At 60.9% G+C, this 15,128-nt stretch carries 14 protein-coding genes; 7 read left to right on the plus strand and 7 right to left on the minus strand.

All coding sequences use genetic code 11. The features are described 5' to 3' along the window. The first annotated feature begins 51 nt into the window (after positions 1–51). Positions 52–591 (plus strand): TetR/AcrR family transcriptional regulator, encoded by a 540-nt coding sequence (locus TX24_RS25145; protein WP_003190116.1) that lies wholly within the window; start codon positions 52–54, stop codon positions 589–591. A gap of 512 nt (positions 592–1,103) precedes the next feature. Here TX24_RS25145 and TX24_RS25150 read toward each other — a convergent pair. From TX24_RS25150 to TX24_RS25165, 4 genes are all read right to left on the minus strand, one after another. Further along, positions 1,104–1,883, minus strand: coding sequence for an ABC transporter permease (locus tag TX24_RS25150; protein ID WP_003190115.1), 780 nt, complete (start codon positions 1,881–1,883; stop codon positions 1,104–1,106). Then, entirely contained in the window at positions 1,880–2,812 is a 933-nt protein-coding gene (locus tag TX24_RS25155) for an ABC transporter ATP-binding protein (protein ID WP_003190114.1), read from the minus strand. Before TX24_RS25155 ends, TX24_RS25150 begins: the two co-directional genes overlap by 4 nt. Before the next feature lie 135 nt (positions 2,813–2,947). After that, complete coding sequence (locus TX24_RS25160; RefSeq protein WP_057711565.1) at positions 2,948–3,565, minus strand: glutathione S-transferase family protein; 618 nt, start codon at positions 3,563–3,565, stop codon at positions 2,948–2,950. A 56-nt stretch (positions 3,566–3,621) separates the two neighbouring features. After that, positions 3,622–4,281 (minus strand): transglutaminase-like domain-containing protein, encoded by a 660-nt coding sequence (locus TX24_RS25165; protein ID WP_003190111.1) that lies wholly within the window; start codon positions 4,279–4,281, stop codon positions 3,622–3,624. Positions 4,282–4,471: 190 nt separating this feature from the next. Here TX24_RS25165 and TX24_RS25170 point away from each other — a divergent pair, with 190 nt between their 5' ends. After that, positions 4,472–6,919, plus strand: a complete 2,448-nt coding sequence (locus TX24_RS25170) for an acyl-CoA dehydrogenase (RefSeq protein ID WP_003190110.1) — start codon at positions 4,472–4,474, stop codon at positions 6,917–6,919. Positions 6,920–6,994: 75 nt separating this feature from the next. Continuing rightward, positions 6,995–7,402, plus strand: coding sequence for a PA2817 family protein (locus tag TX24_RS25175; RefSeq protein ID WP_003190109.1), 408 nt, complete (start codon positions 6,995–6,997; stop codon positions 7,400–7,402). 139 nt (positions 7,403–7,541) lie between these two features. Here TX24_RS25175 and TX24_RS25180 read toward each other — a convergent pair whose 3' ends face one another. Then, a complete protein-coding gene (locus TX24_RS25180) occupies positions 7,542–8,474 on the minus strand; it encodes a LysR family transcriptional regulator (RefSeq protein WP_057711567.1) in 933 nt (310 codons plus the stop codon). A gap of 89 nt (positions 8,475–8,563) precedes the next feature. Between TX24_RS25180 and TX24_RS25185 the strand changes: the two genes are divergently transcribed. Further along, entirely contained in the window at positions 8,564–9,208 is a 645-nt protein-coding gene (locus tag TX24_RS25185) for an alanyl-tRNA editing protein (protein ID WP_057711569.1), read from the plus strand. A gap of 137 nt (positions 9,209–9,345) precedes the next feature. On the opposite strand, the gene TX24_RS25190 is transcribed toward TX24_RS25185, so the two are convergent. Both TX24_RS25190 and TX24_RS25195 read right to left on the minus strand, forming a co-directional pair. Next, positions 9,346–10,920, minus strand: a complete 1,575-nt coding sequence (locus TX24_RS25190; RefSeq protein ID WP_057711571.1) for an alkaline phosphatase D family protein — start codon at positions 10,918–10,920, stop codon at positions 9,346–9,348. Continuing rightward, positions 10,917–11,471 carry a GNAT family N-acetyltransferase gene (locus TX24_RS25195; RefSeq protein WP_057711572.1) on the minus strand — a complete coding sequence of 185 codons (555 nt, stop codon included), beginning with the start codon at positions 11,469–11,471 and terminating at the stop codon, positions 10,917–10,919. Before TX24_RS25195 ends, TX24_RS25190 begins: the two co-directional genes overlap by 4 nt. 190 nt (positions 11,472–11,661) lie before the next feature. Here TX24_RS25195 and TX24_RS25200 point away from each other — a divergent pair, with 190 nt between their 5' ends. From TX24_RS25200 to TX24_RS25210, 3 genes are read left to right on the plus strand one after another with little or no spacing between them, the layout of a single operon-like run. Next, the gene (locus tag TX24_RS25200; protein WP_034135199.1) at positions 11,662–12,069 is read left to right on the plus strand and encodes an ExbD/TolR family protein; all 408 of its coding nucleotides are present in this window, start codon (positions 11,662–11,664) and stop codon (positions 12,067–12,069) included. 2 nt (positions 12,070–12,071) lie between these two features. Then, positions 12,072–12,806: an energy transducer TonB family protein gene (locus tag TX24_RS25205; RefSeq protein ID WP_057711573.1), complete on the plus strand. Its 735-nt coding sequence runs from the start codon at positions 12,072–12,074 to the stop codon at positions 12,804–12,806. A gap of 24 nt (positions 12,807–12,830) precedes the next feature. Continuing rightward, entirely contained in the window at positions 12,831–15,110 is a 2,280-nt protein-coding gene (locus tag TX24_RS25210; RefSeq protein ID WP_003190098.1) for a TonB-dependent receptor, read from the plus strand. Positions 15,111–15,128 lie beyond the last annotated feature (18 nt).

A 15,128-nucleotide genomic window follows, 5' to 3' on the forward strand; every position in this document is an offset into this window, starting at 1 on the left:
TGTGCTACTCGCTGGCGCTTAAAGCAAATTCTTTGTGTTAAGGTCCTGCCCATGGCGATCAAAGAAGGCCTCCGCCCGGGGGGCCGTAGTGCCCGGGTACAAGAATCCGTCCACGGAGCGGTGCGCGAACTGCTGGAAACCCATGAGCGGTCCAGCGTCACCGTGCCGATGATTGCGGCGCGCGCAGGCGTCACGCCTTCTACTGTCTACCGCCGGTGGGGCGACCTCTCCGTGCTGCTGGCCGATGTGGCCTTGGCGCGCATGCGTCCAGACTGCGAGCCGGCCAACACCGGCAGCCTGCGCGGCGACCTGCAAGCCTGGGCCGAGCAATACCTGGACGAGATGAGTTCGGAAGTGGGGCGCAACATGATGCGAGACGTGCAAAGCAGCCCCACGCCTGGGTATTGCGTGAGCATCCTGAGTGGGCAGTTGCAGGTGATCGTGGACCGCTACCCGCAGGAACAGCCGCCGAGCGTTGACCATCTGATCAACCTGCTCGCCGCACCGACGGTGTTTCGTATTCTGTTTTCGGCCCAGCCGTTGGCGGTAGAAGAGCTGCACGCCCTGATCGAACTGACACTAAAAAACTAAAGCGCGTGCGCCGACCAAAATGTGGGAGCTGGCTTGCCTGCGATGACTGCCTTCCAGCCGATGCTTATCTACCTGACACCCCACGATCCCACTGTGGGAACGGGCTTGTTCGCGAAGGCGGCATGACAGCCGAGACTGTTATACCGAGTACCTATCCATTCCTGCGGTAACGGCCACTTAGGGTTCCGCCCTGACGGCGGCTCACTTTGCAAAAGCCGGGATGCCGGCCCAGGCCAAAGTAAGCAAAACGCTCTTGCCCCACCACTCGGCACCTCGCCCAGGCTCGGTGTGCCCGTAATCCGCCAGCGTGGTTTAACGGGGCGCCTGAGATCAAAAGCAGAGCAAGATCAAGAGCGACTCGCTTCGCATCATGGTTACCGTTGACGGCTACAACTAAAAAGTTGTGTAGATACCTATGTGCATCGCAGGCAAGCCAGCTCCCACATTTGTTCGGTGTGCATCCAATAAAAAACGGCCTCTGATGAGGCCGTTTTGTTATTTCCAATCCCACATCATGTACGCATCCCACGCCCACTCACCAGCAACCGCGCACAGCCGATATACAAGACGATGGTGGCAACGATCATAAAAGTGATCGCCACACTGATCTTGATATCCGACACGCCCAGAATACCGTAGCGGAAGGCGTTGACCATGTGCAGCACCGGATTGGCCAGGGATACCGTCTGCCAGAACGGCGGCAACAAGGTGATGGAGTAAAACACCCCGCCCAGGTAGGTCAGCGGCGTCAGCACGAAGGTCGGGATAATGGAAATATCATCGAAGTTGCGTGCAAATACGGCGTTGATAAAGCCCAGCAGCGAGAAGATCGTCGCCGTCAGCACGACCACCAGAATGGTGACCCCAAGGTGATGCACCTGCAGATGGGTAAAGAACAGCGACAGCAGCGTCACGATCACCCCCACCATCAGCCCACGCAACACGCCGCCCAAGGTGTAGCCGATCAGGATGGTGTGCGGTGACACCGGCGAGACCATCAGTTCTTCGATGGAGCGCTGGAACTTGCTGCCAAAGAAACTCGACACTACGTTGCCGTAGGAGTTGGTGATCACCGACATCATGATCAGGCCCGGCACGATGTACTCCATGTAGGTGAAACCACCCATGTCGCCGATCTGCCGGCCGATCAGGTTACCGAAGATCACGAAGTACAGGACCATGGTGATCGCCGGTGGCAGCAGGGTCTGCGGCCAGATCCGGGTAAAGCGCTTCACTTCGCGATAGACGATGGTTTGCAGCGCGACAAGGTTGGGTTGCAGTTCGGAACTCATACCGCCACCTTCGCCAGATTTTTCTCCACCAGGGACACGAACAACTCCTCAAGGCGATTGGTTTTATTACGCAGGCTCAGCACTTCGATGTTCTGAGTCGCCAACTGGGTGAACAACGCGGTGATGCCCATGGCTTTATCCACCTGCACCTCCAGGGTGTGGCTGTCCACCAGCCGGCTCGGGTAGCCGAGCAACTGCGGGGCCAGCGACAGATTGTTCTTCAGGTCGAGCAGGAAGGTTTCCACATGCAACTGGCCCAGCAGGTTGCGCATGCTGGTGTTCTCGACAATGGTGCCGTGGTCGATGATGCCGATGTTGCGGCACAACTGCTCAGCCTCTTCCAGGTAATGGGTGGTGAGGATGATGGTGATGCCCTTCTCGTTCAGTTCGGTGAGGAAGGTCCACATCGAGCGGCGCAGTTCGATGTCCACGCCGGCGGTGGGTTCGTCGAGGATCAACAGGCGCGGCTCGTGCACTAGGGCGCGGGCGATCATCAGGCGGCGCTTCATGCCACCGGACAGCGAGCGCGAAGGCACGTCACGCTTGTCCCAAAGGCCCAGTTGGGTCAGGTACTGCTCGGCGCGTTCCTTGGCGACTTTCGCCGGAATGCCGTAGTAGCCAGCCTGGGTCACGACAATATCGAAGGTCTTTTCGAACTGGTTGAAATTGAATTCCTGGGGCACCACGCCAATGGAGCGCTTGAGCGCCGCCGGCGATTTGTCCAGGTCATGCCCGAAGATATTCACCGTGCCGCTGGTCTTGTTGACCAGGGTGGAGAGAATGCCGATGGTGGTGGATTTGCCGGCACCGTTGGGGCCGAGCAAGGCGAAGAAGTCACCTTCGGCAACGTCCAGATCGATACCACTCAGGGCCTGGAAACCGTTGCCGTAGGTTTTGGTTAGCTGCCGGATGGACAGAGCGGAACTCATATGGAAGTACGCACCAAAGAAGGGAATAGAAAGAATAGATGAAGGCACACCCCAGGTAGTTCAACCTGCGATGCAGTGCGAGCATGGTGCGTGCCCATGCCGCACAAGTACAGTCACCCGTATTAATAGTGTGTATTAAGTCAACGCGGTCATCACCGCCTTGCGGTAGGCCGGGCGCTGTTGCAAACGCTGGTACCAGGCCTCCAGATTCGGCATTACCGGGCGTTCGATGGGCATCTCGAACCAGGCGTAGATGAAGCAGCCCAAGGGAATATCGCCCATGCCGAACGCCTGACCGGACAGGTAGGGTTGCTCGGCGAGGGCTTGTTCGACGGTTTTGAGCGCGTCGATACAGGCTTGGCGCCCGGCATTGATGCTGTCCCAGTTTTGCTGGTCAGCCGGGGTGCGCACGATGCCCCAGAACACCGCTTTGAACGGATCGGCGAGCGTGGAAGTGGTCCAGTCCATCCACTTTTCGGCGTTGGCCCGGGCTTGCAAGTCGCTGGGGTAAAAGTCCGATGCCTGCTTGGCGCACAGGTAACGCACGATGGTGTTGGATTCCCACAGCACAAAGTCGCCATCTTCGATCACCGGCACCCGGCCATTGGGGTTCATGGCCCGGTATTGCGGGGTATCGACCACACCAAAAGCCCCGCCCGCATCAATTGCTTCATAGTCCAGGCCGAGTTCCTCGGCGCACCACAGTGCTTTCCTGACGTTTGATGAATTTTTACGACCCCAGATCTTCAGCATGACCGCGCCTTATCGTTGATGAACATGGCTTGATGAAGGCAGCAGCATACGCCGGTTCAGCCGCGGCTTAAATCGCCCTGCATATCACCGAGCAAGGTGGGCGCATCGTCGCCAAACAAGTGCGGGTAACACTGGCGGATATGCGCGAAGAAAAATGCTTCGGGCACGTCAGCAAACTGCCCATGGTCCACCACGTACTCCATCGAACGCTGGCCCTGGCGATTGAACGCGTGGAACACGCTGTCGTGCAGCCCATCGAATTCCAGCGGCGGCACGTCGAACACTTCGCACAGTTGCTGATTGAACGCCGGAGTGGCCTTGACCCAGCGGCCGTTCAGGTAAAGCTCGGTATAACCGTGCATGGCGAACACGTCACTTTTGAGCAGGGCGAGCAGCCGCGGTGTGGACAGGTGGTTGCGTACGTCCGCCAAACCAATGCGCGCAGGGATACCACAGTGACGTGCGCAAGCTGCCAGCAACGTGGCTTTGGGCACACAGTAGCTTTCGCCAGCCGCCAGGGCGAAGCTGGCGTTCAAGGTGTTAGGGTCACGGCTGAAGGTATAGGGGTTGTAGCGAATGGCCTCACGCACCGCGTAGTAAAGACTGACTGCCTGGTCACTTAAATCCGGGCGGGTTCCGCGATGTTTCTCGGCGAACTCCACCACCACAGGGTGGTCACTATCGATGAAGCGGCTGGGACTCAAGTACGTATTCATGAGCTTGATCTCCGAGGGGAGCCTGGAGTTTAACCACCAGGCCTGCCCGAGAGATAACGACGATTCGGCCAAATGCCGGCGCCGGCTGATGGGTTGCCCAGTACACCTTGTTACACCCTGATCACCCGGCTTGTTCGGATGCCGACTAAGCTCCCTGGTGGTTTCGCCCCTGGTTCACGGAGGATTGAATATGCTGTTGTTGTGGATACTGGTGCTGGTGGTCGGCATTGCCTACCTGGCACACCGCCGTACTGCCCCCCTGCCCGCCCTGGGCGTGGTCGCCGTCTACCTGCTGGCGATGGGCGCCTGGAGCCACGCACCGGGTTGGCTGCTGCTGATCTTCTGGGTGCTCCTGGCCGTGGTGGCCGCGCCCTTGTTGCTGCCTGACCTGCGCCGCCAATACTTCACCAAGCCGCTGTTCAGCTGGTTCCAGAAAGTGCTGCCGCCGATGTCCGAGACCGAGCGCGATGCGATCGATGCCGGTACCGTGTGGTGGGACGGCGAACTGTTCAGTGGCCGCCCCGACTGGGACAAATTGTTGGCCTACCCCAAGGCGCAATTGACCGAGGAAGAGCAGGCATTCATCGACGGCCCCACCGAAGAACTCTGCGCTATGGTCAGCGACTGGGAAATCGGCCAGGCCATGGACCTGCCGCCGCAAGCCTGGGAACACATCAAGACCCATGGTTTCTTCGCCCTGATCATTCCCAAGGAGTACGGCGGCAAAGGCTTCTCCGCCTATGCCCACTCCCAGGTTGCCATGAAGCTCGCGACCCGCAGCGGTGACCTGGCCTCCACCGTGATGGTTCCCAACTCCCTGGGCCCCGCCGAACTGCTGCTGCACTACGGCACCGAGGAACAACGCAACCACTACCTGCCGCGCCTGGCCCGTGGCGACGACATCCCGTGCTTCGCCCTCACCGGCCCGCTGGCCGGCTCCGATGCGGGCGCCATGCCCGACACCGGCGTGATCTGCAAAGGCGAATGGGAAGGCAAGGAAACCCTCGGCCTGCGCCTGAACTGGGAAAAGCGCTACATCACCCTAGGCCCGGTCGCGACCTTGCTCGGCCTGGCCTTCAAGGCCCATGACCCGGACCACCTGCTGGGCGAAGAAGAAGACCTGGGCATCAGCCTCGCGTTGATTCCTACCGACACCCCTGGCGTGGAAATCGGCCGTCGGCACCTGCCGCTCGGCGCCGCCTTCATGAACGGCCCCAACTCAGGCAAGGATGTGTTCATCCCGCTGGAGTACCTGATCGGTGGCCAGGAAATGCTCGGCAAGGGCTGGATGATGCTGATGAACTGCCTGTCGGTCGGCCGTTCGATCTCGCTGCCCGCCGTCGGCACCGGCGCCGCCAAGTTCACCAGCCTGGTGACCGGGCAATATGCCCAGGTGCGCGAACAGTTCAACGTACCGCTGTCGGCCTTCGAAGGCATTCAGGAAGCCCTGGCGCGCATCGGTGGCAACGCCTGGCTGATGGACAGCGCGCGCATGCTCACCGCCAACGCCGTGGACCTGGGCGAGAAGCCGTCGGTGCTGTCGGCGATCCTCAAGTACCACCTGACCGAGCGCGGCCGCGAGTGCATCAGCCACGCCATGGATGTGCACGGCGGCAAAGGCATCATCATGGGGCCCAACAACTACCTGGGCCGCAACTGGCAGGGCGCACCGATCTTCATCACCGTGGAAGGCGCCAATATCCTTTCGCGTAACCTGATGATCTTCGGCCAGGGCGCGATTCGTTGCCATCCCTTCGTGCTCAAGGAAATGGCCCTGGCCGGTCGCGAAGACCATGACCAGGCGTTGAAGGAATTCGATGGCCTGCTGATGCAACACATCGGCTTTGCCGTGAGCAATGCCGCCAGCACCCTGGTGCTGAACCTGGGCTTGGGGCACTTCGAAAAAGCCCCGGGCAACCGGTTGAGCCAGGGCTACTTCCGTGCCCTGAACCGCCAGGCGGCTGCGTTTGCCCTGCTGGCGGACCTGAGCATGATGTTGCTGGGTGGCGAGCTCAAGCGCCGCGAACGCCTGTCCGCTCGCCTGGGTGATGTGCTGAGCCACATGTACCTGGCCTCGGCGGCGCTCAAGCGTTACCACGACCTGGACTCGCCGGACCACCTGGAGCCGCTGTTTGCCTGGGCCATGGAAGAAAGCCTGGGTGAATCGGAACGCGCACTGGATGAGCTGCTGAGCAACTTCCCGAACAAGGTGCTGGGCTGTCTGTTGCGGGTGATCGTGTTCCCATTCGGGCGTCGTCATACCGGGCCATCCGACGCTCTGGATGCCGAAGTGGCAGCCGTGATCGGCCGCGCCAAAGGCGACCCGACCCTGGAAGAGTTGCTGGCCGGCTGTTATCGCCCGCAATCGGCAGAAGATCCCGTGGGCGCCCTGCAACATGCCTACGACCTGCTCGGTGCCAGCCACCCCTTGCAGAAAAAACTCCACAGCGCGCTCAAAAGCGGCCAGGTCAAGCCGGTGGCCGGCGAGCACGCCATCGACGCGGCCTTGCAGGCCGGCGTGCTGCAACCGGCCGAGGCGCAAACCCTGCGCGATGCCGAGGCGGCGCGACGCAAGGTGATCGACGTGGATGATTTCAGCAAGGAAGAGCTGATGCAGGCAGAGGGTAAAGTCCGCTGAGTCGAGCGGTCATATAAAAACGGGCGCGAGAGGCTTATACTCTCGCGCCCGTTTTTGCTTTAGAGGCCTTATCTCGTGTCCAACGTCGTTGCCGATCATCTCGTCTTGCTCGACCACTTGCGCAGCATCCTGGTTGCCGTCGGCGAAGCCGAACAGGTACCCGAGGAAAGCCACTCGCTGTTCCTGGAGCGTTTCGACGAACTGCGCGCCCTGTTGCCAATCGACCCGATCGAAAGCCAGTACCTGGGCCAGGACCTGATGAGCCAGGTCATCCTGCGCTACCCGCAAATCGCCCACCTGGTGCCCCGCGACCTGCTGTGGTTCTTTGGCGGCGACTGCCTGCACTTCATGCCCGACGAAGAACTGGACCTGTACCAGGCCCTGGAAGAACGTCGCTATGAAGCCGAACAGAACGACGAACCGTTCGACTGGAACCAGGAAAAACAACTGCTGGCGATGCCTCAGGACCAGAGCAAACACTGACAACTATGCTCGTTCCCACGCTCTGCGTGGGAACCTATCCTGTGGCGCTCTGCGTCACCCGCGCACAGGCATAAAGGCAGGACGCGGAGCGTCCAAGGTGGCATTCCCACGCAGAGCGTGGGAACGAGCAACCGCGTTCCTACCGTCGGCGCAGCGTGGGCTCCCTGGCCATGCACTCCACCAGATAATCGATAAACACCCGCAACTTCGGCGGCAGGTACCGTGTGGGCGAATGCAGCAACCACGCCTCGCCATGGTACGAGGCAATAAAATCCCACCCCGGCAACACCTGCACCAACTCCCCCGCTTCCAACGCATGCCGCGCGGTGAAATACGGCAAGCTGGCAATCCCGACATGCTGCAAGGCCGCCTCCAGCCGCACCCCGGTGTGGTTCGCCGCATACCGGCCGCGTACGCCGACCGTTACCGCCTTGCCAGCCTGGCGAAACTTCCAGCGTGAATCTCCCGGTGTCTCTCCCAGATAGATGCAACTGTGCCCGAGCAGATCATGGGGATGGCTCGGTGTACCGTGCTCGGCCAGGTACTGCGGCGTCGCGCACAGCAAATGTTCGATGGGCAACAGCTGGCGCCCGACCAAGCCTGGCGGCGGGCTATCGGTGATGCGGATGCTCAAGTCGACGTTGTCGTCGATCAAGTCCACATGCCGATCTTCCAAAATCAATTGCACATCAACCTTGGGGTAGCGCCGCAAGAATTCCGGCATGTGCGGGTGCACCACGAATCGCCCCACCGCCTTGGGCACACTGACCCGCACCAGGCCCTCGGCTTCATGGGTAAATTGCCCACTGACTTCCATAACGGAGCGCGCGGCATTGACCATCTCCTGGCAACGCTTGAACACCTCCTCGCCGCCCTCGCTCAGGCGCAGCTTGCGCGTGGTGCGTTGCAGCAGGCGTGTGGCCAGGGCTTTTTCCAGGCGCGAGATGCTGCGGCTCACCGCCGAAGGTGAAACGCTGAGTTGCCGCGCCGCTTCGGAGAAGCTGCCGGTTTCCACGACCTTGACGAAAATCGCCATTTCACCCAACAACGGCAAAGGAAGATTGATGCTCATGACGCACAGGTCCATTGATAATTGAGCGGATTATCACTCATCTGCGCACTATTTATACTGCCCACAGAACCCTGATGCGGATGTAGATAATGACCGAGCGCCTGTTTTTTACCCACGACCACCTGACGGCCGAGTTGGAAGTGCTCAGTTGCACCCCGTACGAAGAGCAATTCGCCGTGATTGTGCAATCGACGATTTTCCATCCCCAAGGCGGTGGCCAGCCGTTCGACACCGGATGGCTCGGCGACACCCAGGTGCTGCGAGTCATGCAGCAAGCCGAACAGGTGGTGCACTACGTCGACCGCCCCCTGGAACCAGGACCCGCCATTGCGCGAGTCGACGCACAGCGGCGGGCCTTGCACACCCGGCTGCATTCGGCGGGGCACTTGATTGGCAATGCTGGCGAACGCCTCGGCTGGATGCCGATCAAGGCGCATCATTGGCCGGGCGAAGGCAAGATCACCTTTATCCGTGGCCAGGCCGCGCAAGACATGGATGCGCAGACGCTCCAGCAGTGGCTCAACACATGGATCGCCGCCGACTATCCCCGCCACATGACACTGGAAGACGGCACCCGCGAAGTCGGCTTCGGCGAATTACCCGCTTACGCCTGTGGCGGCACGCATGTTCAAACGTTGAGCGAACTGGGCCAGGTAACGATCTTGGCGTTGTCGGAGAAAAAAGGCGCGCTCTCGGTGCGCTATGAAATCAATGTGGGAGGAGGCTTGCCTTAATGCCATTCAGTTAAGCTCAGTTCCCTGTGGGAGCTGGCTTGCCTGCGAAAGCGTTAGTGCAGTAGCAGATGCAGTGACTGACACACCGCTATCGGGGGCAAGCCCCCTCCCACATTGGATCGCCCCAGAGAAACAGGCTACACGGCAATAGCCCCCGCCCTGCTCGGCTCAACCACGAACGACTTCAACGTCGACACCGTCGCCGCCGGGTCACGCGGGTCGCTGATCGCACGAAAATTCGTCTGCATGGTGCTGGCCGCCAACTCCACCGACACATAGCCACGCTGACGGCTGTCGAAGAACTTCACATGGGGGTTGAGCGGCATGATCTTCATGAACGCGTCATAGGGCGGGCCGTCGGAGGTGACCGACGAGCCGACAAACTCGGTGGCGACCACCGCCGAGTCTGGCCTGTCGGCGTCGGCATGCAGGTCGGTGGCCCAGAACGAATGAATATCCCCACCCCAGAACACCGGGTTCTTCACCCGGTTACGCATGATCGACGCCAGCATCCGTGAGCGGTTCGCCATGTAGCCATCCCAACCATCGGTCCAGCGGCCAAGCTTATGGTTGGTCAAGTCACGCTGCATCAGCGGCGCCACCAGCAAATCCTGGGCGATGATATTCCACTGCGCCCTGGACTGGGCAAACCCCTGGTCCAGCCAAGACTCTTGCTGCCAGCCGAGCAACGTGCGGCCAGGGTCACGCAGGTCGCTGCAAGGGGTGGTGACAATATGCCCTTGGTGGCTGCCATTGGCCGCGATGCACGGTTGCTCGGAACGGTACTGGCGACCGTCGAGCACATGGAAACGCGCAAGCCGGCCGTAATCCAGGCGCCGGTAGATGCGCATATCCGAGCCCTTTGGCACGCTGCTGGCACGCAGGGGCATGTGTTCGTAAAACGCCTGGTACGCCGCGGCCCGTTGCTTGAGAAACTGCGCCACCGCCACCTTCGGGTCCTGGGACCAGCGGTTGGCGTAGTCATTCTGTACTTCGTGGTCGTCCCAGGTCACGACGCTGGGGGCCGCGGCGTGAAGAGCCTGCAGGTCTGGATCAGTCTTGTACAGCGCGTAGCGGTTGCGGTAATCGCTCAGGCTTTGTGCGTTGCCACTGCCGTGAGAGCGAAACACCTTGCCCGACTCCGCCGCATAGGAACTGTCGTAAATATAATCACCGAGAAAAAACACCAGGTCCGGCTGCTCGGCGGCAAGGTGTCGGTAGGCGCTGAAGTAACCGCGCTCCCAGTGCGAGCAGGACACGAACCCCAGCCGGGCCGTGGCCATCGCCTGCAGCGGCGGCATCGTGCGCGACTGCCCCACCGGGCTCTGTGCGCCGAGCCCTTCAAACTGGTACCAATACGGCCGATCCGCCGCCAGCCCCGCCACTTCGACATGCACGGCGTGAGCAAAACGCGGCGTCGCCAGTACTTCGCCCTGCTTCACAATGCGCGTCATCGCCGCATCGCTGGCCACCCGCCAACGCACCGGCACCGTGCGGCTCAAGCCGCCACGGCCATCCGCCGCATTGAACAACGGCGCCAGACGCGTCCAGATCACAAAGCCATCTGGCAGCGGGTCGCCGGACGCCACGCCAAGGGGGAACGGATAATCCACCCCGGCACTGCGCGCAAACGGGCTGAGAATAGAAAACGCCGTAGCGACCGCCAGCCCGCCGAGGACCCGGCGCCGGCCGTGGTCGACTTCGCCGCTCACAGGCAGCGCTCCCAGTCGTCACGCACGGTGGCAAACCCGAGCATGTCCTCATACACGCCGTTCTTTAAAAACGCCTGGCGCATGCAGCCTTCATAGCGCAGGCCGATCTTCTCCATGACCCGCGCCGATTCCTTGTTGCGCGCGAAACACTGGCTGCCCACGCGCTGCAACCCCAGCGCCTCGAAGCCGAAGTCCATCACCGCGCTCGCCGCTTCAGCCGCATACCCCTGGTTACGGCAGTGCGCCGCCACCCAGCCACCCAAGTGCCCATAGCGATGGCGAGCATTGATACGCAGGCTGACCATGCCGACCAATTCATCGGTGCCGCGCACATGCATCCCCAGATTCAGCAGCTCACCGGTGCGGTACTTATCGGTGGCCCCGGCAATAAAATCCTGGGCGGTTTCAAGGGTGTAGGGCGATGGAATGTTCGCCGTGTTGTCGGCAATTTTCGGCCCGTTGGCAAGCGTGAAAAGCACCTGCGCCTGGTGCATTTGCAGGGCGCGCAACAACAGTCGCGGGGTCGTCAATTGAGGCAATGCAGTAGGCATGGAGGCCGGCTCTCAAGATAAATTTCTCAAGCATGGATGCCCCGAGTGTCAGTTTCATTACGCCCGAAAACTGACCGGTAAGTTTTCTGAAAGACGCGTCCTAGAGCCTCTAAACGGTCAATTAAAGTTAACCAATCGGTCATTTTTGGCTGTTAGCGTTTTGCCCCTAATTCAATGACGGGGTAACGGAATGAGAACCTGGGACGAACCCAAGAAACGCAAGGCGCACATCGAGCTGATCCCGATGATCGACGTGATGATGTTCCTCCTGGTGTTTTTCGTACTGGTGAGCCTGAACGTGATTCCCGCGCTCGGCATGAAGACCCAATTGCCCAGCGCCAGCAGCTCGCAACAGCTCAAGCCGCAGAACAAATTCATCCTCACTTTGGGCCTGGAAGGCCAGTTGCAACTGGACGGCAAGGACGTGACGGTGGATGCCCTGGTGCCGGCGCTGAAGGCTGCCGAAAAGCCCGATACCAAGTCGACGATCATCGTCAACAGCGACAAAGGCGTGGAGGTTTCGCGCCTGGTGGAAGTGATGGACACCCTGCGCCTGGGTGGCTTCACCTCCGTGTCCATCGCCACGCGTAAGTCCTGATCATGTACGTTCTGTTTCGTGCGCGTCAGCTGCTGGGCAGTGTCCCGGCCCTGATCGCCCTGGTGCTGAATGCACTGGGTATCCAGTCCCAGACGTTGAAAGTCGAGCCGGTGTATGACGAGTCGGCGGTCGAATTGGCCTTGGTCGAGCCGGAACCGGAGGTCATACCGGAACCGGTGGTGGAGCAAGAACCGCCACCGCCGGTGATCGAAGAGGAAGAGGCCGAGCCTGCTCCCCCGCCGCCACCGCCCAAGCCGCTGCCAAAACCCGAACCCAAGCCCAAGCCCAAGCCAAAACCTGTGCCCAAGCCTGCGCCCGTGGTCGCCAAGCCATCGCCGACACCGCCACCGGTGGCCGCCAAACCAGCCCCGGCTCCGGTGGCCCAAGCGGCACCTACACCCGCCCCACCGGCGCCACCGAAAGTCGATGGCCAGGCCCTGGAAAGCGGTTATCTCAAAGGCTTGCGCAACGAACTGGACACCTACAAGCAGTACCCCACCGGGCGTCAGGCGTCCCTCGAACGCCCGAGCGGCGAAGTGGTGGTGTGGTTGCTGGTAGACCGCCAAGGCCGGGTACTCGACTCAGGGTTACAAACTCAGGCCTCGAGCATGTTGCTCAACCGGGCAGCCACCAACAGCTTGCGTCGCATCAAGCAAGTCAAACCGTTCCCCGAGCAAGCCTTCGGGGGGCGCAATGAGCAGCGCTTCACCGCCACCTTCAACTACAGCGTGCAATAAGCACCCGACACCAGGACGACAGTGATGAAGTTCACCCGTATTCATCTGGCACTTGTGGCCGCGACCAGCATGACCCAGGGAATGGTCATGGCAGAGACCAGCGACGTCGGCACCATTGGGGTACAAGGCAAGGCGACCGCCGGGGGCGGTTACATGGTGCCGGAGGAAAGCATCAAGGGCCGCTCCACGGTGACCAAGGAAGCACTGGATAAACAGGCGGCCACCGGCAATGCCATCGACAAGCTCAAGTACACCCCGGGCTTGAACATCTCCAGCGAAGACAACACCGGCTTGTCGGGCTTTCGCTTCACCATGCGCGGCATGAACTCCGACCAGGTGGGCATGTCGGTGGACGGCATGCCGATCAATGATTCGGGCAACTACGCGCTGTATTCCAACCTGCTGGGCGACCCGGAAAACATCGACCAGATCTTCGTTACCCAAGGCGCTTCGGAGTCCGACGGCCCGCACATTGGTTCCAGCGGCGGCAACATTGGCATCGTGACCATTCGCCCGACCAAGGAAACCGGCGCCTTCGTCAAACAGGTCGTCGGCAGCAATGCCACACGCAAGACCTTTGCCCGCCTCAATACCGGCGAAATCAACGGCTTGAGCAACTGGCTGTCGGTGTCCCATACCGAAGGAGAGATGTGGCGCGGTTCGGGCGCGGTACGCGCGGACAAGGTGGAGTGGAATAGCTTTTTCGACGCTGGCAATGGCAACACCGCCAACCTGATCCTCAAGTACCACGAGCAGGACAACAACAGTTACAGCCAGTTGACCAAGGCGCAGTTCCAGCAATATGGCCGCAAGTACGACCCTTATCCGGCAACACCCAGCGTGGGCAGCAACGGCAAGTACAACAGCTATTACGCCCTGGCGCAGAACCCGTTCCAGACGTTCACCGCCGTGCTCAACACCCAGTTCAAACTGGCCGATAACCTCGCGCTGTCGGTGATCCCGTATTACTACTGGGGCAATGGCAGCGGCGTCGGTTCATCCAGCTATGCCCTCAACCGTGGCTCCAACCAGGGCGGTGTATTCGACCTCGGCAACCTGCCCACCGCCGCCCAATACAACGCCGACGGCACACCCAACAGCGGCGTGTACTACCGCCCTTCACGTACGCAAACCTGGCGTCCGGGTATCACCACCAAGCTGACCTGGGACTTGGGCGATCATAGCCTGCAATTCGGTTACTGGTACGAGCGCGCACGCCAGAGCCAGACCCAGCCGTTCATTCCGCTCAAGAGCAACGGCAAGCCGGTGGACACCTGGCCGGACTCCAACAGCGCCATCGTCGATGCCAACGGCAACACCGTGCAGGGTCGCGACCGTTTCACCGTGACGCCGGCGCAAAAGGTCTGGGCCCAGGACACCTGGTACATCAACCCGGACTGGACCTTCATCGCAGGCCTGGCCTACATGAACGTCGAGCGTGAAGGCACCAACCACGGCAGCCTCAACGAACGCCCGGAAAAACGTAACCAGACCTACAACAAACTGCTGCCCAACGCCGGCCTGAAATACCAGCTGGACGAGCGTGACCAGTTGTTCTACAGCCTGTCGCGCAACATGCGCGTGCCGCAGAACTACGTGCTCTACGACAAAGGCGCCGGCTCGATCGACGCCGAACCGGAAACCAGCTGGAACCATGAACTGGGCTGGCGCTACAGCGGCGACGACATGAACCTGGCCGCCACCCTGTTCTACATGGACTTCAAGAACCGCCAGGTGTCGTCCCGGGACATCAACGGTGACTTTGCCGACATCAACGCCGGCTCCGTGGTCAACAAAGGGCTGGAGCTGGAGTGGAGCGGCCAGTTGCCCCACCACTTCAATTACTACACCTCCTACACCTACACCAAGGCCGAGCAGCAGGATGACCTGACCGTCTACAACGCCGGCAAACCCATCGTGCTGCCCACCAGTGGCAAGCAGTTCGCCAACGTGCCCAAGAACATGCTGGCGGCCAACATCGGGTATGACGACGGTCGCTTCTACGGCACCTTCGGCGGCAAGTACACCAGCAAGCTCTACGGTGACCTGACCAACGACGAGGCGATTTCCGGCCGCACCGTGTTCAACCTCGGCGCCGGTATTTACCTGCCGGTGGACAAGAAGGTGGTCAAGGACGCGACCCTGCGCCTGAACGTCGACAACCTGTTCGACAAGAAATACCTGGACGGCGTGTACACCACCAAGACCAACGCGGCCAGCTATAGCGGTTTCCGCGATGGGGACCCTGCGTACATCGTCGGCCTGGACCGTACCGTCACGGTTTCGCTGGAAGCGAATTTCTAAGACTCACCTCAAGAGGAC

This window comes from Pseudomonas lactis, assembly GCF_001439845.1.
In the GTDB taxonomy this organism is placed as follows: Bacteria; Pseudomonadota; Gammaproteobacteria; order Pseudomonadales; family Pseudomonadaceae; genus Aquipseudomonas; species Aquipseudomonas lactis.